The organism is Caenimonas koreensis DSM 17982 (genome assembly GCF_009646335.1).
Lineage (GTDB): Bacteria > Pseudomonadota > Gammaproteobacteria > Burkholderiales > Burkholderiaceae_C > Ramlibacter > Ramlibacter koreensis.
In genome coordinates, this window is sequence record NZ_WJBU01000013.1 from 122,432 (window position 1) to 141,261 (window position 18,830).

The 18,830-nt window shown below is 63.6% G+C and carries 16 protein-coding genes; 7 read left to right on the plus strand and 9 right to left on the minus strand.

All coding sequences use genetic code 11. The annotated features are described in order from the left end of the window. Window positions 1-176: 176 nt before the first annotated feature. A complete protein-coding gene (gene purL / locus GHT07_RS14635; RefSeq protein ID WP_323740950.1) occupies window positions 177-4,220 on the plus strand; it encodes a phosphoribosylformylglycinamidine synthase in 4,044 nt (1,347 codons plus the stop codon). A gap of 28 nt (window positions 4,221-4,248) precedes the next feature. Here purL and GHT07_RS14640 read toward each other — a convergent pair whose 3' ends face one another. Further along, window positions 4,249-4,608, minus strand: a complete 360-nt coding sequence (locus GHT07_RS14640; RefSeq protein ID WP_153585839.1) for a hypothetical protein — start codon at window positions 4,606-4,608, stop codon at window positions 4,249-4,251. Between the two features lie 59 nt (window positions 4,609-4,667). Here GHT07_RS14640 and GHT07_RS14645 point away from each other — a divergent pair, with 59 nt between their 5' ends. Next, window positions 4,668-5,405 carry a DUF1624 domain-containing protein gene (locus GHT07_RS14645; RefSeq protein ID WP_153585840.1) on the plus strand — a complete coding sequence of 246 codons (738 nt, stop codon included), beginning with the start codon at window positions 4,668-4,670 and terminating at the stop codon, window positions 5,403-5,405. Between the two features lie 66 nt (window positions 5,406-5,471). On the opposite strand, the gene GHT07_RS14650 is transcribed toward GHT07_RS14645, so the two are convergent. The 5 genes from GHT07_RS14650 to GHT07_RS14670 all read right to left on the minus strand — a co-directional run bounded on the left by GHT07_RS14650 (window position 5,472) and on the right by GHT07_RS14670 (window position 7,944). Continuing rightward, window positions 5,472-6,251 carry a peptidylprolyl isomerase gene (locus GHT07_RS14650; RefSeq protein WP_153585841.1) on the minus strand — a complete coding sequence of 260 codons (780 nt, stop codon included), beginning with the start codon at window positions 6,249-6,251 and terminating at the stop codon, window positions 5,472-5,474. Window positions 6,252-6,286: 35 nt separating this feature from the next. Beyond that, on the minus strand, window positions 6,287-6,553 hold the full coding sequence (locus tag GHT07_RS14655; RefSeq protein ID WP_153585842.1) for a BolA family protein: 267 nt from the start codon (window positions 6,551-6,553) through the stop codon (window positions 6,287-6,289). A 13-nt stretch (window positions 6,554-6,566) separates the two neighbouring features. Continuing rightward, window positions 6,567-7,115: a septation protein A gene (locus GHT07_RS14660; protein WP_153585843.1), complete on the minus strand. Its 549-nt coding sequence runs from the start codon at window positions 7,113-7,115 to the stop codon at window positions 6,567-6,569. A 5-nt stretch (window positions 7,116-7,120) separates the two neighbouring features. After that, window positions 7,121-7,540, minus strand: coding sequence for a peptide-methionine (R)-S-oxide reductase MsrB (gene msrB / locus GHT07_RS14665; protein ID WP_153585844.1), 420 nt, complete (start codon window positions 7,538-7,540; stop codon window positions 7,121-7,123). Window positions 7,541-7,662: 122 nt separating this feature from the next. Continuing rightward, window positions 7,663-7,944 carry a hypothetical protein gene (locus tag GHT07_RS14670; RefSeq protein ID WP_153585845.1) on the minus strand — a complete coding sequence of 94 codons (282 nt, stop codon included), beginning with the start codon at window positions 7,942-7,944 and terminating at the stop codon, window positions 7,663-7,665. A gap of 44 nt (window positions 7,945-7,988) precedes the next feature. Here GHT07_RS14670 and GHT07_RS14675 point away from each other — a divergent pair, with 44 nt between their 5' ends. The 3 genes from GHT07_RS14675 to GHT07_RS14685 are packed head-to-tail and all read left to right on the plus strand — an operon-like array spanning window position 7,989 to window position 12,048. Next, a complete protein-coding gene (locus GHT07_RS14675; protein ID WP_153585846.1) occupies window positions 7,989-8,345 on the plus strand; it encodes an N-acyl amino acid synthase FeeM domain-containing protein in 357 nt (118 codons plus the stop codon). Beyond that, the gene (locus tag GHT07_RS14680; RefSeq protein WP_153585847.1) at window positions 8,342-10,891 is read left to right on the plus strand and encodes an ATP-binding response regulator; all 2,550 of its coding nucleotides are present in this window, start codon (window positions 8,342-8,344) and stop codon (window positions 10,889-10,891) included. Before GHT07_RS14675 ends, GHT07_RS14680 begins: the two co-directional genes overlap by 4 nt. Further along, window positions 10,888-12,048: a hybrid sensor histidine kinase/response regulator gene (locus GHT07_RS14685; RefSeq protein ID WP_153585848.1), complete on the plus strand. Its 1,161-nt coding sequence runs from the start codon at window positions 10,888-10,890 to the stop codon at window positions 12,046-12,048. The genes GHT07_RS14680 and GHT07_RS14685 overlap by 4 nt, the downstream gene beginning before the upstream one ends. On the opposite strand, the gene GHT07_RS14690 is transcribed toward GHT07_RS14685, so the two are convergent. The 3 genes from GHT07_RS14690 to GHT07_RS14700 all read right to left on the minus strand — a co-directional run bounded on the left by GHT07_RS14690 (window position 12,008) and on the right by GHT07_RS14700 (window position 15,642). Continuing rightward, complete coding sequence (locus tag GHT07_RS14690; protein WP_153585849.1) at window positions 12,008-13,030, minus strand: fatty acid desaturase; 1,023 nt, start codon at window positions 13,028-13,030, stop codon at window positions 12,008-12,010. The genes GHT07_RS14685 and GHT07_RS14690 overlap by 41 nt on opposite strands. 24 nt (window positions 13,031-13,054) lie before the next feature. After that, complete coding sequence (locus GHT07_RS14695) at window positions 13,055-14,548, minus strand: protein adenylyltransferase SelO (protein WP_153585850.1); 1,494 nt, start codon at window positions 14,546-14,548, stop codon at window positions 13,055-13,057. Window positions 14,549-14,631: 83 nt separating this feature from the next. After that, a complete protein-coding gene (locus GHT07_RS14700; protein ID WP_194792947.1) occupies window positions 14,632-15,642 on the minus strand; it encodes an AraC family transcriptional regulator in 1,011 nt (336 codons plus the stop codon). 168 nt (window positions 15,643-15,810) lie between these two features. Between GHT07_RS14700 and GHT07_RS14705 the strand changes: the two genes are divergently transcribed. Together GHT07_RS14705 and GHT07_RS14710 are read left to right on the plus strand one after the other, a co-directional pair. Next, window positions 15,811-17,439, plus strand: coding sequence for a 3-(methylthio)propionyl-CoA ligase (locus GHT07_RS14705; protein WP_153585852.1), 1,629 nt, complete (start codon window positions 15,811-15,813; stop codon window positions 17,437-17,439). 137 nt (window positions 17,440-17,576) lie between these two features. After that, a complete protein-coding gene (locus GHT07_RS14710) occupies window positions 17,577-18,809 on the plus strand; it encodes a branched-chain amino acid ABC transporter substrate-binding protein (RefSeq protein ID WP_153585853.1) in 1,233 nt (410 codons plus the stop codon). Window positions 18,810-18,830: the final 21 nt, after the last annotated feature.

Consider the following 18,830-nt stretch of genomic DNA (forward strand, 5'->3'; position numbering starts at 1 on the left):
TCCCAGAGCGCGGCCCGAGCCGCAGGCGGTGGGGAGTTCGCGCAGGCGAGTGGGCAGTTCGCGCAGGCGGTGTGCGGATAGCGCACGTCGTGCGCAGTTAGAATTCAGGCTCATTTCAAGCGTGCGTCCCAGTCAGCGGCGCGCGCATCCGGATTTCCGCAAACACAGGCCTCACAGTGACCCTGCATATCTCCGAGTTCGAGGGCGGCGTCGCCCTCAGCGATTTCAGAGTCCAGCAACTCCTTCCCCGGCTGCAAGCCATCGACGAGCGCATCGCTTCGGTGAACGCACGCCTCGTTCACCTCGTGGCCAGTGACCATGCGCCCGATGCGTCCGAACAAGCGCGCCTGGCAGCATTGCTGACCTACGGCGACCCGTACACAGCCGCGGCCAACGGCGCGCTGATCGTCGTCACCCCGCGCTTCGGCACCGTGTCGCCCTGGGCGTCGAAGGCGACGGACATCGCGCACAACTGCGCGATTGCCATCAAACGTATCGAACGGATCACCGAGTTCCGCGTCGTGACCAAGGCCAACCTGCTTGGCCGAGCACCCACGCTTTCGCAGGAGCAGCTGCAAGCCGTCGCCGCGCTGCTGCATGACCGAATGACCGAAAGCGTGATGTTCGATCGAGCGCAGGCTCGCGGGCTCTTCACCGAGCTGGACGCCGCGCCGATGGAGCATGTGGATGTGCTGCAGGGCGGCCGCGCGGCACTCGAAGAAGCCAATACGAAGTTCGGCCTGGCGCTGGCCGATGACGAGATCGACTACCTCGTCGATGCATTCAAGGGCCTCGGGCGCAACCCGACCGACGTCGAGCTGATGATGTTCGCGCAGGCCAACAGCGAGCATTGCCGCCACAAGATTTTCAATGCGTCGTTCACGATCGACGGCGTGCCGCAGGACAGCAGCATGTTCGGCATGATCCGCAACACGCACAAGCTCAGCCCGCAGCACACGATCGTCGCTTACTCCGACAACGCGTCGATCATGGAAGGCTCGCGTGTCGAGCACTTTGTGGCGGGCGCGGCGCAGGGACAGCTCTATCGCAAGCAGGATGCGCTGCATCACGTGCTGATGAAGGTCGAGACGCACAACCACCCGACAGCGATCTCCCCATTCCCCGGCGCATCCACTGGCGCGGGTGGCGAGATTCGTGACGAGGGCGCGACGGGCCGCGGCTCCAAGCCCAAGGCGGGGTTGACGGGCTTCACCGTGTCAAAGCTCTGGGGCGGATGGTCCGACCAGCCTGGCGGCAAGCCGGAACACATTGCCAGCCCCTTGCAGATCATGACGGAGGGCCCGCTTGGCGGCGCTGCCTTCAACAATGAATTCGGCCGGCCCAACTTGCTCGGCTACTTCCGCGAATACGAGCAGCAGACGGGTGATGTCGCTCGCGGCTATCACAAGCCCATCATGATTGCGGGCGGCCTCGGCGTGATCGACTCGCGCCTGACGAAGAAGATCGAATTCCCGGCAGGCACGCTGCTGATCCAGCTCGGCGGGCCGGGCATGCGCATCGGCATGGGCGGCGGTGCGGCAAGTTCGATGGCGACGGGTGCCAATGCGGCAGAGCTTGATTTCGACTCGGTGCAGCGCGGCAACCCCGAGATCGAGCGGCGCGCGCAAGAGGTCATCAATCATTGCTGGGCCGAGGGCGACAACAACCCCATCCTGGCGATTCACGATGTGGGCGCAGGCGGGCTGTCGAATGCGTTCCCTGAGCTGTCGAATGACGCCGGCCGTGGCGCGCGGTTCGACTTGCGGCAGATTCCGCTCGAAGAATCCGGGCTCGCGCCGAAGGAGATCTGGTGCAACGAGAGCCAGGAGCGCTACGTGATGGCGATTGCGCCGCAGTCGCTCGCGCAGTTCAAGGGCTTTTGTGAGCGCGAGCGCTGCCCGTTCTCAGTGGTTGGCGTTGCCACCGAAGAGCGTGATCTCGTCGTTGGCGCTGTGGACTTGTTTCCTTCCACGCACGCGGCAGAAGGCAGGGGTGAGGGTGACTCCCACCCCGTCAACATGCCCATGAACGTCTTGCTCGGCAAACCGCCGCGCATGCACCGAGACGTGAAAACCGTCGCGCGCCAGTTCAAGCCCGTCGATCTCACGGGCGTGAACCTGCAGGACGCTGCGATCAAGGTGCTGGGCCACCCCACGGTGGCATCCAAACGCTTCCTCATCACCATTGGCGACCGCACCGTGGGCGGCCTGTCGCACCGCGACCAGATGGTCGGGCCGCGGCAAGTGCCTGTGGCCGATTGCGCCGTGACGCTGGCCGACTACGCAGGCTTTGCCGGCGAGGCGATGAGCATGGGCGAACGCACGCCGCTCGCTGCCATCAACGCACCCGCATCGGGCCGCATGGCAGTGGCTGAGGCGATCACGAACCTGCTTGCCGCGCCCATCGAGCTCTCGCGCGTGAAGCTGTCCGCCAACTGGATGGCGGCTTGCGGCGAAGCGGGCGAAGACGCCGCGCTGTACGAAACCGTGCGAGCCGTAGGCATGGAACTGTGCCCGGCGCTGGGCATCTCGATTCCGGTTGGCAAAGACAGCCTGTCGATGCGCACACAATGGTCCGACGGTGCGCAGAACAAGAAGGTCACCTCACCGGTCAGCCTGATCGTGTCGGCTTTTGCAACGCTGCAAGACGTGCGCGGCACGCTCACGCCGCAACTCGAGGCCACGCAAGACACCACACTCGTTCTCATCGATCTGGGCAAGGGCCGGCATCGCATGGCGGGCAGCATTCTGGCGCTGCTGCTGGACCAGGTCGGCAACGACGTGCCGGACCTCGACGACGCACAGGACCTGATCAACCTCGTCAACGCCATCAACGCATTGCGTGCGCAGGGCAAGCTGCTCGCGTATCACGACCGCAGCGACGGCGGGCTGTTCGCCGCCGCCTGCGAGATGGCCTTTGCGGGCCATGTGGGCGTCTCGCTCAATGTGGACATGCTGGTCACTGAAGGCGACGGCATCACCGATAGCCGTGCCGATGTCGGCGACGCCAAGAACTGGGCCGGCCAGGTCAGCGCGCGCCGCGAAGAGCTGACGCTCAAGGCGCTCTTCAATGAAGAGCTCGGCGTGGTGATCCAGGTGCCGACTGCCGTTCGCAATGAGGTGATGCAGGTGCTGCGCGAGCACGGCCTGTCCAAGCACAGCCACTTCGTGGGCAAGACGCGCCCGGCATCGTCGGAAATCAACGTCGGCAAGGGTGAAGTGCAAGTCTGGCGCGACACGAAGATCGTGTTCTCGGCAACCCTGTCGGACCTGCACCAGGTGTGGGACAGCGTGAGCTGGAAGATCTGCCAGCAGCGTGACAACCCCGCCGGCGCAGACTCGGAGCATGCCGCCGCCGGCGATCCGCTAGACCCCGGCCTCCATGTCTTCCTCCCTCCCCCCCTGGGGGAGGGGTGGGGTGGGGGCTCTCCCTCGACCCCCCCGTCCCTCAATCTGTCCCGCCCCAAAGTCGCCATCCTGCGCGAGCAGGGCGTCAACTCGCACGTCGAGATGGCGTACACCTTCACGCAAGCGGGCTTCGACGCCTACGACGTCCACATGACCGACCTGCAAACGGGCCGGGCCAGGCTCGCCGACTTCCAGGGCTTCGTCGCGTGCGGCGGCTTCAGCTACGGCGACACACTGGGCGCGGGCATTGGCTGGGCGCGCAGCATCATGTTCAACGCAATGCTGGCCGACCAGTTCAAGGCCTTCTTCGACCGCAACGACACGTTTGCGCTGGGCGTTTGCAACGGCTGCCAGATGGTGGCCGAGCTGGCCGACATCATCCCGGGCGCGCAGGCGTGGCCGCGCTTCACGACGAATCGCAGTGAGCGCTATGAGGCGCGGCTGTCGATGGTGGAGGTGCTCGATTCACCCAGCATTTTCTTCAAGGGCATGGCTGGCCTGCGCGCACCGATTGCGGTGGCGCACGGCGAGGGCTACGCGAACTTTGCGTATCGCGGCGACAAGGCGAAAGTGATCGAAGCGCTGCGCTTCACCGACAACCATGGCAAGCCCACCGAAGCGTATCCGTTCAACCCGAACGGCAGCCCTGGCGGCCTCACGGGCGTGACCACAGCCGACGGCCGCTTCACCGCATTCATGCCGCACCCGGAACGCGTGTTCCGCAATGTGCAGATGAGCTGGACGGATGGCGACAAGAGCGCTTTCAGCCCGTGGATGCAGATCTGGCACAACGCGAGGAAGTGGGTGGGCTGATCTAGGCAACGCCGCTGAGCGGCTTGTCCTATCCAGTGATCAGGTAGCCAATGAAGGCCGCGATCCCGAGCACCACCAGCCACCACCACACCGGGCTCGAATCCGGCACCTGCCCCGGCGACAGGCCCTTGGCCGGGTTGGTATAGGCGAACGAGTTGTCGGTGGGGCGCGGCACGAAGGGCTGCGACTGGGTCACGGCTTTGGCGTGCGAGCCGTGGGCGTCGCGTAAGGCAGGCGTCGCCACTTTGCGTCGCATGTAGGCGTCAACACCTTGCTTGATGGCCGGCGCATCCATGCCGCTTGCGCGCAGCAGCTTGATCGCCTCGACGAGGTTGCCCCTGTCGAGCGCGGCCGTGACCTGCGGCGGCAGCGTGGGGGTGCTCTCCATCAACATCTCCTGCGGTTTTGTAGGCCAGGCCATTGTGGCGGGGCCTACACTCGCCGTCCATGCCTGTGAAGCGATTCGACTCCATCGATGCCCTGCGCGGCGTCGCCATCGTCTGGATGACGGTGTTCCACTTTTCGTTCGACCTGAGCCACTTCGGCTGGTTGCACGCAGATTTCTACCGCGATCCGTTCTGGACGCTCCAGCGCACGTGCATCGTCAGCCTGTTCCTGTTCTGCGCGGGACTGGGCCAGGCCATTGCGCATGAGCAGCAGCAGGGCTGGCCGCGCTTCTGGAAGCGCTGGTTGCAGGTGGCCGGTTGCGCACTGCTCGTGACTGCCGGCTCTGTGTGGATGTTCCCGCGCAGCTACATCTACTTCGGCGTGCTGCACGGCATTGCGGTGATGCTGGTGATCGTGCGGCTCACGTCGGGGTGGGGGCGCTGGCTGTGGCTGGCGGGAGCGATCGCGATATCGATGAAGCCGCTGGCCGAAGCCGCGCATGCAGCGTGGCCCATGCTCGACTTCCTGAATGACAAACCCTGGAACTGGCTCGGGCTGGTCAGCCGCAAGCCGGTCACCGAGGACTATGTGCCGGTGTTCCCCTGGCTGGGCGGGATGTGGTGGGGAATGGCTGCGGGGCAGTGGCTGCTCAGTCAGCGCAGGTCCTGGGTGAATGCCGCCGTACCCGCTGTGGCAAGCCCGCTCTCGTGGCTGGGCCGCTGGAGCCTGTCGTGGTACATGCTGCACCAGCCTGTGATGATCGGCGCGATGATGGCGCTGCAGGCGGTCGCCAAATGAAAAACGCGGCCAGGGGCCGCGTTGATCGCAGGGGCGGATGCAGGCCCGCCGAGCCTGGCGCGAGGGTTACTCGACGCGGGCCTTGGCGCGCAGCTCTTCCTGGAACTGGCCGAGCTTTTGCTGCTGCATCTGCTGCACGATCTGCGGCTTGACTTCTTCCAGCTTGGGCAGCTGCGCTTCACGGACGTCGTCAATGCGGATCACATGCCAGCCATGTTCGGACTTGACCGGCTCGGCGCTGACCTGGCCCTTGGCCAGCTTGACCATCGCGCCGGAGAACTCGGGCACGAAGTTCGCGGGCGAGGCCCAGTCAAGGTCGCCACCGTTGACTGACGACGCCTTGTCGCGCGACTTGGCCTTGGCGATGTCCTCGAATTTGCCGCCACGCTTGAGCTGGGCAATGATGGCCCGGGCCGACGCTTCGTCTTCCACCAGGATGTGGCGGGCGCGATATTCCTTGCCGCCGTTGGCCGCGACGAACTTGTTGTATTCAGCGGTGATGTCGGCGTCGCTGATCGGGTTCGACTTGGCAAAGTCAACGAACAGTTCGCGAATCAGGATGGCCTGGCGGGCAAGTTCGAGCTGCTGCTTGTAGTCATCCGTTGCGTCGAGGCCGCGGCGTTGCGCTTCCTGCATGAACACTTCCCGTGAAATGACCTCTTCACGCAGCTGGCCCTGCGCTTCGGGCGGGATCTGTCGGCCCGTCTTGGCGATCTGGGCGGCCAGCGCATCGAGGCGCGCTTTCGGTACCGGCTTGCCGTTGACGACGGCGATGTTTTGCGCGAACGCGGGCAGGGCAAGGCCCAGGACGGCGGCCGCGACGGCGGTCACGATGACTTGCTTCATTGGGGGTCTCACTGGGATCGGGAAGGAAGGTGGATTCAAAGAATGTCGATGGCGAGGGCATGTAGCCCGCGCTCTACAAATTCTTGCAGCGCATCATACACAAGCCTATGGCGCGCTACGCGGGTCAAACCGGTGAACTTCTGCGAGGCGATGCGCACCCGGAAATGGGTGCCGGAGCCGCTTGCGTCGGCCCCGGCATGGCCAGCGTGGGCGGCGCTTTCGTCAATCACTTCGAGCTTGCTGGGTTCAAGGAGTTCCGCAAGACGCGCGTGAAGTGCGTCGGCCGTGATGCCGGTGGTCATGGGCAGGGCGCTTTCAGGGGTTCGGCGGAGCTTCGTCGCTCTTCATGTACCGCGACAGGTACAACGCCTGCCCGATGATGAAGACGACCATCAGGCCCATGCCGCCGAAGAGCTTGAAGTTGACCCAGGTGTCGGTGTCGAAATTGAACGCCACCCACAGGTTGACAACCCCCATCACCGCAAAGAACGCGATCCACATCCAGTTGGTGACGCGCCAGGCGTTGTCGGGCAGCTCCAGCTGCGAGCCCATCACGGTCTTGAGCAGGTTCTTCCTGAAGATGACCTGGCCCGCCAACAGGGCGCCGCCCATCAGCCAGTAAAGCACCGTCGGCTTCCATTTGATGAAGGTCTCGTTGTGCAGCAGGATCGTCGCGCCGCCGAAAAGCACGATCACGCCCAGGCTGATCCACTGCAGCGGCTCGACTTTGCCGGTACTGTGCCGTATCCATGCGATCTGCGCGATGGTCGCCACGATGGCCACGCCCGTCGCCGCATAGATGCCCGCAAACTTGAACGCAACAAAGAACAGGATGATCGGGAAGAAATCGAGAAGCAGTTTCATCGCGCTTATTTGGGTTCCGGCTGGAAATCCAGCGAGGCGGAGTTCATGCAGTAGCGCAGGCCAGTGTCGGTCGGGCCGTCGTTGAATACGTGGCCCAGGTGCGCGCCGCACTGCGCGCACACGGTTTCGGTGCGCCTCATGCCGTGGCTCGTGTCCACGATTTCCTGGATGGCGCCCGGCACCGCCAGTGAAAAGCTGGGCCAGCCGCAGCCGGCGTCGAATTTAGTGGATGAATCGAACAGCTTGTTGCCGCAGCAGATGCAGTGGTAGCTGCCATCGGCCCACACACGTTCGTATTTGCCGGTGTAGGGCCGCTCGGTGGCGGCGTGTCGTGTGACCTGGAACGCGCCCGGCTCGGCGCCTTTTTGCGCGAGCAGCTCTTTCCATTCGGTCTCGGTCTTGCGGATGGGGAAATCGTCGTTCATGTGCGGATTGTCACCTGCGTGGGGCGGCTGTGCGGCGTAGGGGAATGTGTTCGCGGCGCGTCAGTAAGTAAAAAGCTATGGGTGGTACAGGGGATTTCCATGTGCGCCGCACGAAAAGTTGATCATAATTTTGTACGGGCGGCTAAAACAGTCGTCGTGAATAAAGGGAGCATGAATTGAGTACGATCAACGTGCAGCGCAGCGTTTCCACGCCCATTCCAAACGCGGGGCTGCTGCTCAGACAGCCTTCCAGTCAGGTTCAGCTGCGGCACCTGCGCACCGCGTCCGAAATCCACCAGATCCTTCACCTGCGCGAGGAAATCGACCTTTCTGCGCACCTCGCCTCCGGCGAGGCGTTTGAACGGCTCGAAAAAAAAGAGACGAGTGCGGCTTTGTCGGTGCATTCGACCTCGACGACGAGACAATTGGCACCATCCGCATCGTCCCCATGGGCTATGAACTCACGCTCGCAGACACCTTGTTCGCACAGCTTGGCGCCACAGCGCAGGTTGCCGAAGATGCATGGGAAGTCGGGCGGCTGGTCCTGGCCCATGAGTGTCGCAGCGACGTCGATGCGCTGCGCCGCTGCCTGTACCTCTCCCTTGAATACGCACACCGGCAGGCAAAGGTGAAAAACCTCTACGCCGCCTGCACGCATGTGCTTGCACGACTGTACCGGCGCTTCGGTTTTTCCCAGGTTGCTGCAGGCGTGCAACTTGCCGGCACCGACAAGTCATATACCTTGATCCACGGGGACGCTGACCACGTCCTTCGTTGCCTCGCCGGCGCGCAGGTGTCGCAATGAAGCGCCTGCCAGCCCTTGCGCGCGACCTGATGCGCCGCCACCGTGACTACCACGAGCTTGAACCGCTGATGCTCCTGTACGCGGGCATTTTCGGCGCGGTCACGTTCCCGTTGCTGTACATGCTGCGCTTCACCAAGGCAGACCCGGTGTACGACGACCTGCTGATCCGCGTCGTTGCGACCAGCAGCTGCATCCTGCTGATGCTGCGCAAGTACTGGCCAAAGCAGCTGCTGCCGTACTTCCACATGTTCTCGTACTGGACGCTGGTGTACTCGCTGCCGTTCACCTTCATGTACATCGCGCTCAAGAACGGCGGCGGGACAGTCGGTGTGGCGAACACATTGATGGTCGCGTTCTTCGTGATCCTCATGACGGACTGGCGCAACATGATCGCGATGCTGTCAATAGGCTTTGGCACGGCGATAGGCTGGTATGTCCTGACCGACCCGAACCCGAAAATGCCGGTTGATTATGTCGCGAGGCTGCCCACCTTGCTCACCGTGATCGTGGGGGGAAGCCTCTTCAAGATCGCGGTGGAAAGCGCCACCTCCAGGCGCGTGCGTGACGCCTATGCGTCGCTTGCAGGCTCGATCGCCCATGAAATGCGCAACCCGCTTTCACAAGTGCGCCACAGCCTCGAGCAGATTCGCGCTGCCCTTCCTGCACCCACCGTGCGGATGCATGACCAGACCATTGCATCGCGCAGCATCGACACACTCTACCGGCATGTCTCCCAGGGTGAATTGGCGGTCAAGCGCGGCCTGCAGGTGATCGCGATGACGATGGACGAGGTCAGTGCGCGCGGCCAGGAGGCGGCCACGCTCGATTACCTCAAGGCATCCGAGGCCTGCGACAAGGCGATCCAGGAATATGGCTACGAGAACGAGCAGCAGCGCGCGCGTGTCAGCCTCGAGGTCCTGCAAGACTTCACGTTTCGTGGGGACGAGACAGCATTCCTGTTCGTGCTGTTCAATCTTCTGAAGAACGCGCTGTTCTACATGCCGGCCTATCCGTATGCAACGGTCCGGTTCATCGTCGAGCGCGGCACCATCACCGTGCGCGACACGGGGCCAGGCATTCCGGAGTCTGTGGTCGGCGAGCTGTTCCAGCCGTTTGGCACGCGCGACAAGAAGGGCGGAACAGGGCTTGGCCTGGCCTACTGCCGCCGTGTGACACAGGCATTTGGAGGTGAGATCGCCTGCAGGTCAGTCCTTGCCAGCTTCACGGAATTCGTCATGACGTTCCCGGTCGTGAGCGAAGCCGAGCTGGAAGCAAGCCGCCAGCAGGCGCTGGCCGATGCCAGGCGCCAGCTTGCCGGGCGCAACGTCCTGCTGGTTGACGACGACGCCATGCTTCGTACTGCCACGCGCCAGAAGCTGGTGCCAATGGGCTGTGTGGTGTTTGAGGCAGCCGATGGCGCACAGGCGCTGATGGCGTTGCGGGCAGCACGGTTCGACCTGGTTCTGCTGGACCTGAACATGCCGCAAATGGATGGCTACGAGGTTGCGGAATTGATTCGCAGGGGTGGTGCCGGTGCGAACCGCGACACCTGCCTGATTGCTCACACGAGCGAGCCTGAGCACCTGGCCCGTGTCAAGACAACCAATGCCGGCTTCGACGATTTTGTGTCCAAGCCCGTTGATGACGTCACGCTGGCGCGCGCCATGTGTGAGGCGCTGCGAATCAGTGGACAGCGCGCCCAGCAAGCAAGGCGCCTGCTGGCGGGCCGGCGCATTCTGGTGGCCGACGACAATGCGTACAACCGCAGCGCACTCGGTGTATTGCTGCGTCACGAGGGCGCACAAGTCGTCGATGCAGCAAGCGGCGGCGAGGCACTGGAAATTCTTGAGCGCGAGCGCGCCTTCGATGCGATCTTGCTCGACATCGAGATGCCCGGCATGGACGGCATCGAGACCGCTCGCCGCATTCGCGCCGGCGTTTTCGGTGAGCGCCATGTGCCCATCATTGCGATCACTGGCCATAGCGGGCCGGATGTGCTTGCTGCCGGTGGCGCCGCCGGCATCGAGGAGTTTATTCTCAAGCCCGTCGAGCCGGGCATCCTGTTCGCAAAGTTGTCCGCGTTGCTGGGCCTGGACAGCCTGGCCGGAGGCGATCAAATGGAAGACGAAGTCGTGCACGTCGAAGAGGTCCTGGACGACGTTGTGCAGCCGCAGACGCTGCTCGACGAGCGGCGCCTGCAGAACTACCTGCGCATCGGCATGCTGAGCGAGCTGGTCAACGACTACCGGCCCTTGATCGACGAGCTGGTCGTCAAACTCCTGGGTGCCCGTGCACGCAATGACTTTGACCAGGCCACGCGAGAGCTGCACTCGATCGTCGGCATGTCGGGCGAAGTGGGGGCAAGCGGCCTCTATCGCTACAGCCGCGAGCTCTATATCGGCATGCTCGATACGCGCCAATGGCCGCGCGACATCGCCTGGACGGAACGCATCCGGGAATTGACTGCGCAGTCCAACCGCGCGCTTGTCGAGTGGTCCGAGACGCACGACGCTGCCTCGCCGCCTGACCCCTCAGGAGCGAAATGACGGCATCCGAGAAGTCCCTTGCGGTCCTTTTTGTTGATGATGACGCGCTGACTCGCAAGATATTTGCTGGCGTCTTCGGTGGTGAATTCACGGTTGTCACTGCAGCAAGCGCCGCTGAGGCGATCCAGCTGCTTTCGGCGGGTGACCACGAGTACGCCGTTTTGCTCACCGACTTCCAGATGCCGGGCGGCGATGGCGTTAACCTCCTGCGCGCTGCGCAGCGCCTGCACCGCCATGTCGTCCGCCTGCTGGTCTCAGCGTATGCAGAAAAAGACGTGGCGATCGCCGCAGTCAATCAGGGTGGCGTCATGCGGATTCTTGAAAAACCCCTGGCCAGCGTCTCCACACGCGAGGTTCTTCGCGAGGCCATGGAGCTCTATGTCAGCCAGCGCGCCGAGCGTGTCGCCAATGAACGCCGCGCCTCGGCCCTGCGCGAAATGGCCGGATTCCTGGCGCATGAACTCAACACGCCGTTGGCCACGGTCAGAGGCAGCGTTGCCGCCATTACTGCCCGCCATATTCCGGACAAGGGATCATCGGCGGGCAACATCGTCTCGTTCAGGGAAGACCAGCCGGGCGAGGTGCTTGCTGCGCTGGCCCGCGCCGAGCGCCGTGCCCTGTATTGCCAGTCGCTGGTATCAACATTCGTGCAATCAGCTCGCGATGCCTATCCAGGTGCCACCACGCATTCGGTCAAGGCATCCGGCCTGGTTGCGGATCTGCTCGGTGAGTTCCCGTTCGAGGATGACGAGCACAGCCTCATCTTGCACGAGGTGCAGTCCGACTTCGAGCTGGGCGGGCGCCGTGACCTGCTGTACCTCGTGCTTTGCACGCTCACGAAGAACGCGCTTCAGGCCATGCGCGGCCATAGCGGGGCTACGCTGACGATCATCGTCGGCAACAACGCAGAAGGCCATGGCCACATCTTGCGATTCGTGGATACAGGCCCCGGAATCCCGCAGGAGGTGCTGGGCCGGCTCACGCGCGAGCCGCTGACCACGAAGTCGAGCGGCAACGGAATGGGGCTGGTGTTCTGCCGGCGCGTCATGGAATCCGTGGGCGGCACGATAGTGGTCGCCTCTGAACTCGGCAAGGGCACCACGGTCACCCTGGATTTCAAGCCGGTGGCACTGACCAGTGCGCGCGCGAAGCACTGAACCACTGCATCATCAGCCGCAACAGCGACCGCTGCTCGTACACACCTTCGCGCACAAGGATGGGCCGCATCAATTCGACTGCGCGACCAATCCGGTAGAACGGAATATTGGCGTAGAAGTGATGAACGACATGGCAGTCACCCGCGCCGAACCAGAACAGAAGGCGCGACACAGGCCCTGATCGATAGAAGGTGCCCACCCACAGCGGGTTGTTGCGATCGAGGTCGAAGTGTTCAAGCACGATGCGTATCGTGTTGAAGACCGGCGTCACCACCACGAGCGGCAGCACATAGCCAAGCACGACGATCCGCCAGTCCACAAAGAGCAGCAACAACGCGCTCGCGAAAACGGCGATACGTGTGCCGCGTTCCCAGCGCTCACGGCTTGCATCGACAGACGCCTGCGGGAGCGCGCCGGCACGCGCAAAACTCACCGAGGCCGTGCGCCCGCGCAGAAAGACGAACCGGAAGACGATCGCCGCCGGGCTCGCGTACAGAAACCGTCGCAGCGGCGTATCGATGTCCTGCTTGTACGCCTCGCTGTCGAGCTCGGTGCCCAGGGCGCGGTGGTGTGTGGCGTGCATGCGTTCATAGACCGCGGCTCGCAGCTGTGACGGCCACACCATCAGCGACGACACGATCCAGCGAAGCCGTCGCGGCAGCAGTTTGCGGTGCGCGAAAGCATCGTGGTTGATGAAAGCCATCACCAGGATGAGGTCGCCTTGCACGATCAGGCAGAGCCACCAGAGCGGCTCATGCACCGGCCATCTTGCAAGGACCATCGCGCACGTCGCGAAGAGCGCGAGCGAGCCCGCTATCGAGATGAAATCCCAGAATGCGTTGGGCTTGTGAAGTGCACTGAGCTGCTGGGCACCGAGCTCCTTCGCGATGAGCGCGCGCGCTGTGCGCAGCTGGAGTTCGCGCAGTGGCCGGGGCGTCTCGTCTTCGGTGGGGGATGGGAAGGCTTGCGGCTGTTCAATCATGAGTCTTGCAATCCGCCGGCGCGCTCAGGATGAACAACTGATTTCAATTTGTGAGGCCCACTCGGGCGCAAAGCCGGCCTTGTCCTCATGCAAAGGGTGTTCGTCAAAGGGCGAGCTCAACAGATCCAGCAGCAATTCAACCTCCGAAAAATCCCTGGATTTTGCCTGTCGAATTGCGATTTCTGCGAGGTGATTGCGCAGCACGAACTTCGGGTTCACGCGCAGCATAGCGGCGCTCGCGTCGGCAAGCGGCACACTGCCAGCGAGCCGCTGCTGGTACTGCGCGATCCACGCGTCGATGTCCGTGTGCTCGAGGAACAGATCGCGCACACTGTCCACTGGTGCGCCCCCTACAAAGCGGGAAAGGCGACGCCAGAAGATCGTGTAGTCGCAACGGCTTTTTGCGAGGACGCGAAAGATGTCTTCGATGAGCGCCACGTCGCCGTCGCGTTCATCAGCCAGGCCCAGCTTGGCACGCATGCGGGTCTGCAATTCACGCGGGAATACGGCCTTGTATGACTCCAGCGCCGCAATTGCCACATCCTGGTCGCCAATCAGTGGCAAGAGGGCCTGGCCCAGGCAATACAGGTTCCAGTACGCCACATTGGGCTGGCGATTGAATGCGTAGCGACCGCGCTCGTCGCTGTGGTTGCAGATGTGGCCAGGATCAAAGCCGTCGAGAAACTGGAACGGACCGTAGTCGATGGTCAGGCCCAGGATGCTCATGTTGTCGGTGTTCATCACGCCGTGGCAAAAGCCCACTGATTGCCAGTGCGCCACCATCGCTGCGGTGCGCTCGCTCACGGCTTCAAGAAAGCACGCATAGGCGTTGCCGCCAAAGCGCTCGCTGGTTCTGCATGCAGGGTAGTCGCGGTCGATCACGAAATCGGCAAGCTGCCGCAGCTCAGCCTCTTTGCCGTTGGCTGAAAAGTGTTCGAAGTGACCAAAGCGCACAAAGCTGGGCGCGACCCGCGTGACCACCGCGGCGGTCTCGACTTCTTCACGTCGCACGCGTTGCTCTGAGCCCGTGACGCACAAGGCGCGGGTGGTCGGTATGCCCAGGCCGTGCATGGCCTCTGAGCAGAGAAATTCACGGATGCTGGATCGCAGCACCGCGCGACCGTCTCCCATGCGGGAGTAGGGCGTGAGGCCGCTGCCTTTGAGCTGGATCTCCTGGGGCCCCTCAGCGCCCGTCAGCTCACCAAGCAAAATTGCGCGGCCGTCGCCCAGTTGCCCCGCCCACACGCCGAACTGGTGGCCGCTGTACACCGAGGCAAGTGGCCGCATGCCGGGCATCAGGGTGTTGCCGGTGAACACGCTGACGCCCGCAGGTGATTGAAGCCAGTCCGCCCGCAGCCCCAGCTGGCCGGCAAGCGCGGTGTTGGCGCCCACGAGATAAGGCTCGGGCAAGTGCGTCGGCTGCAGTTCGGTGAAGAAGGCACTGCCCAGCGATGCGAAGCTGCTGAGCCACAGCGGCTCGGGTGTGTCGGACGTGGAGGCAGGCGCTAGATCGATCATGCAGCAATTGTCTCGCCAACTCGCTGGTGATCTGCCAGCGGGGACATTGCGAACGCGCGCCGCTTGACCCCTGCTTCAATGGGTCACGAGCCGGCCACGAGCCGGCGCCGGTACTGCAGCGGCGACACACCAAACCACCGCTTGGACGCCGCCGAGAAGTCGGCCGGCGCCTCCCAGCCAAGCAGCCCGGTGATCTGCGCCAGCGGCAGCGAGCCAACCCCCAGGTAGTGCTGCGCCAGCTCGCGGCGCACATCGTCGAGTAACTGCGCGAACGACTGGCCCTCGGCGCGCAGCCGCTTCTCCAGCTCCACCTCGGGCACGCCCACGCTGCGTGCAACGTCGGCGCGGGTTGGCACGCCCAGGTGCAGGCGCCGGATGATCTCTTCGCTGGCCCGAAAGCTCGTGCGCGCGTCAGCCAGACGTTCCAGCCGGTGTTCAACCAGCTTGTCGTGCAGGGCGAACAGGGAGTCGGTGTTGTGCATCACGGGTTTGGCGAGCTCCGCCGTCGGCATGCACAGCCGCGCAAAGGGCTGGCCAAAGCGAAGCGGGCAGTGGAATGCCATCCGGTACGCATGCAGGTCTTCAGGCTCCGCCCCCGTGAATTCCACGGCAACAGGGCGGATCGGCTCCTGCGCCACCTTCTGGCACAGCAGCAACAGGGCGAGCAGGCCGAACTCGGCCCGCTGGCGCGGCGCTCGCGGGTTGCCGCCGTGACTCAGCTGCAGCCAGCAGTGCGTGTGGCCGGGGTAAATCGCAAACGCGCCCGCGTCGTTGATCAGCGTGAGGTACTTGGCGAAGCCTTCCAGCGAGTCGAGCAGGGTCGAGCCATTCCACATCGACTGCGTGGCCATGTCAAAGCGCACATAGCGCCGCGCCAGGGCCCGGTCCAGGCCGAGGTTGAACTTGCCCGTGCGGTGCACGGCCACGCGCCAGAGCCGGTTGACCTCGCGCGATGTGAAGCGCTCGTGCGGACGCTTGAGCCGCGCGATGTCCATGCCGGCAAGCTCGAACAGCTCGTCAGGCTCGATGCCTTGCGACGCAAACATGCGCACCATGGAGGCGACCCAGATGTTGGAGCTGCTGGCAGACGGCATTGCACCCATTCCACTGGATTCGCGCGGCACTGGCAAGTCATTCAGTCAACTGCAGGGAACACCTGATGCGCGCTTGCACCAACACGCCACACACTACGCACTATTGGCTACGCACTACGATAGCCAACGCGGCCAGTTGCCGCCACCAGACAAACAAAGGAGTTGCCCATGCTGGGTCTGATGCAAAGCCAACCGCTGTCGATCTCGTCGTTGATCGAATTCGCCGACCGTCACCATGGCGACGGAGAAATCGTCTCGCGCCGTGTTGAAGGCGACATTCACCGCTACCAGTGGAGCGACGTCGCCCGGCGCTCGCGCCAGGTGGCCAATGCGCTCGATGGGCTGGCGCTGCAGTTCTCCGACCGGGTTGCCACGCTCGCCTGGAACGGTTATCGCCACCTCGAGCTCTATTTCGGCGTCAGCGGCTCGGGCCGGGTGCTGCACACCATCAACCCGCGCCTGCACCCTGACCAGATCGCCTGGATCGCCAACCACGCTGAAGACCAGGTCCTGTGCTTTGACCTCACGTTCCTGCCGCTGGTGCAAGCCGTGCACGCGCGCTGCCCGACCATCAAGCACTACATCGCGCTGTGCGACGCAGACAAGCTGCCCGCAGACTCGGGCGTGCCCCACCTCACGAGCTACGAAGCGTGGATCGGCGGGCAGTCCACCAGCTATGAGTGGCCGTCGTTTGACGAGAACTCGGCGTCGAGCATGTGCTACACGAGCGGCACCACCGGCAACCCGAAGGCAGCGCTCTACAGCCACCGCTCGACGGTGCTGCATGCCTACGCAGCAGCACTGCCCGATGTGATGTGCCTGTCCGCGCGCGACGCGGTGCTGCCTGTCGTGCCGATGTTCCACGTCAACGCCTGGGGCATTCCGTATTCGGCGGCGCTCACGGGCTGCAAGCTGGTGTTCCCCGGCCCGGCGATGGACGGCAAGTCGATCTATGAATTGATCGAGGCAGAGAAAGTCACTTACGCCGCAGGCGTGCCAACGGTCTGGCAGATGTTGCTGGGCCACATGAAGCCCGCCGGCCTGCGCTTCTCGACGCTCAAGCGCACGGTGATTGGCGGCTCGGCCTGCCCGCCCGCCATGATCGATTCGTTCCGCGAGGAGTACGGCGTGGAAGTGCTGCACGCGTGGGGCATGACGGAGATGAGCCCGCTGGGCACGCTCTGCACGCTCAAGAACAAGGACCTCGCCAAGTCGCCCGAAGAGCAGATGAAGCTGCGGCTCAAGCAGGGCCGCGCCATCTTCGGTGTAGACATGAAGATCGTCGGCGAAGACGGCGCCGAGCTGCCCTGGGACGGCAAGACGCCCGGCGACCTGTACGTCAAAGGCCCGTGGGTGGTGCGCGAATATTTCAAGGGGGAGGGCGGCGACCCGCTGGTGGGCGGCTGGTTCCCCACGGGCGACGTGGCCGTGATCGACTCGGGCGGCTACATGCAGATCACCGACCGCAGCAAGGACGTGATCAAGTCCGGCGGCGAATGGATCAGCTCGATCGACATCGAGAACATCGCGGTGGCTCACCCGGCTGTTGCCATGGCCGCGTGCATCGGCATGAAGCACCCGAAGTGGGACGAGCGGCCGATCGTCGCCGTCGTGAAGAAACCCGGCGCCGAAGTCACGCGCGAAGAGCTCATCAGGTTCTACGAAGGCAAGACAGCCAAGTGGCAGGTGCCGGACGACGTCGTGTTTGTTGACGCCATTCCGCTGGGCGCGACGGGCAAGATGCTCAAGACGCGCCTGCGCGACATGCTCCGCGACTACAAATTGCCCACGGCTTGACGCGGCGCGAGCGCCGCGCGCACCACGGCGGCGTGTCGCCAACGTGATAAATGATGTGCGGCGTTACGGGCATTCCCTGAGCGTTGCAGCGCACAAAAAGGCTACCCTGCCGCTGTTCGGACCATCAGGAGACATCAATGAAATTTGCAGTCAAAGCAGTTGCCACAGCCGCCATCCTTGTCGCAGCAGGTGCGGCCTTCGCCCAAAAAGGCGAGACCGTTCGCATCGCCTTCATGGACCCGCTGTCGGGCCCGTTCGCCAATGTGGGGCAAAACCAGCTCAAGAGCTGGCAGTTTGCCGCCGAGCGCCTTTCTGGCGCGAAGAACCCGGCTGGCGTGAAGTTCGAAGTTGTCGGCTTCGACAACAAGGGCTCGCCCCAGGAAAGCCTGAACACGCTCAAGGCAGCGGCTGACCAGGGCTTTCGCTACATCACCCAGGGCAATGGCTCCGGTGCCGGCCTGGCCATTCTGGATGCCGTCTCGAAGTACAACGAGCGCAACCCCGGCAAGGAACTCATTTACCTGAACTACGCGGCTGTCGATCCCGCAATGACCAACGAGAAGTGCGACTACTGGCACTTCCGTCTTGACGCTGACACCACCATGAAGATGGAAGCGCTGACGTCCTTCATGAAGGACCAGCCCAAGGTCACCAAGGTTTACGTGATTGGCCAGAACTATTCGCACGGCCAGCAAGTCGCCAAGTACTTCAAGGAAGGTATCGCCCGCAAGCGCCCCGACGTGAAGATCGTGGGTGAAGACCTGCACCCCATCGGCCAGGTGAAAGACTTCTCGCCCTACGTCGCCAAGATCAAGCAGTCCGGCGCCGACGCGATCGTCACCGGCAACTGGGGCCAGGACTTGACGCTGCTGGTCAAGGCATTGAACGACGCGGGCCTGAAGGTGCCGATGTACACCTACTACGCCGGCGTCACGGGCACGCCCACGGCGCTGGCCGCCGGCGGCGACAGCGAGGTGTATGTCGTGGCTTACGGTCACGCCAACCACACGGGTGAACTCGGCGCGATGGGCGCGGACTTCTTCAAGAAGTTCAGCGACGACTACTACACCTATGCCACGTACAACGGCATCAACCTGCTGGGCGCCGCGATGGCCAAGGCCAAGTCCACAGAGCCGGCCAAGGTCGCGAAGGCCATGGAAGGCCTGGCGGTCAAAAGCTTTGCAGGTGAAGTGACCATGCGCGCGTCTGACCACCAGCTGCAGCAGTCGATGTTCATCACCAAGTGGCAAAAGGCGAAGAAGGGCGAGTACAGCGTCGAGAAGACGGGCTACACCTTCGTGCCAATCAAGGAAATGGCTCCGTACATTTCCAGCACGCCCACCAGCTGCCAGATGAAGCGGCCCGCCTGATCCAGGTGCTGCAACGGCCGG

Coding starts and splice junctions, on each gene's coding strand:
- GHT07_RS14640 (WP_153585839.1), bottom strand. CDS start 4,608: ATGGAGAGCACCCCCACGCTGCCGCCGCAGGTCACGGCCGCGCTCGAC.
- GHT07_RS14645 (WP_153585840.1), top strand. CDS start 4,668: ATGCCTGTGAAGCGATTCGACTCCATCGATGCCCTGCGCGGCGTCGCC.
- GHT07_RS14650 (WP_153585841.1), bottom strand. CDS start 6,251: ATGAAGCAAGTCATCGTGACCGCCGTCGCGGCCGCCGTCCTGGGCCTT.
- GHT07_RS14655 (WP_153585842.1), bottom strand. CDS start 6,553: ATGACCACCGGCATCACGGCCGACGCACTTCACGCGCGTCTTGCGGAA.
- GHT07_RS14660 (WP_153585843.1), bottom strand. CDS start 7,115: ATGAAACTGCTTCTCGATTTCTTCCCGATCATCCTGTTCTTTGTTGCG.
- msrB (WP_153585844.1), bottom strand. CDS start 7,540: ATGAACGACGATTTCCCCATCCGCAAGACCGAGACCGAATGGAAAGAG.
- GHT07_RS14670 (WP_153585845.1), bottom strand. CDS start 7,944: ATGCACCGACAAAGCCGCACTCGTCTCTTTTTTTTCGAGCCGTTCAAA.
- GHT07_RS14675 (WP_153585846.1), top strand. CDS start 7,989: ATGGGCTATGAACTCACGCTCGCAGACACCTTGTTCGCACAGCTTGGC.
- GHT07_RS14680 (WP_153585847.1), top strand. CDS start 8,342: ATGAAGCGCCTGCCAGCCCTTGCGCGCGACCTGATGCGCCGCCACCGT.
- GHT07_RS14685 (WP_153585848.1), top strand. CDS start 10,888: ATGACGGCATCCGAGAAGTCCCTTGCGGTCCTTTTTGTTGATGATGAC.
- GHT07_RS14690 (WP_153585849.1), bottom strand. CDS start 13,030: ATGATTGAACAGCCGCAAGCCTTCCCATCCCCCACCGAAGACGAGACG.
- GHT07_RS14695 (WP_153585850.1), bottom strand. CDS start 14,548: ATGATCGATCTAGCGCCTGCCTCCACGTCCGACACACCCGAGCCGCTG.
- GHT07_RS14700 (WP_194792947.1), bottom strand. CDS start 15,642: ATGCCGTCTGCCAGCAGCTCCAACATCTGGGTCGCCTCCATGGTGCGC.
- GHT07_RS14705 (WP_153585852.1), top strand. CDS start 15,811: ATGCTGGGTCTGATGCAAAGCCAACCGCTGTCGATCTCGTCGTTGATC.
- GHT07_RS14710 (WP_153585853.1), top strand. CDS start 17,577: ATGAAATTTGCAGTCAAAGCAGTTGCCACAGCCGCCATCCTTGTCGCA.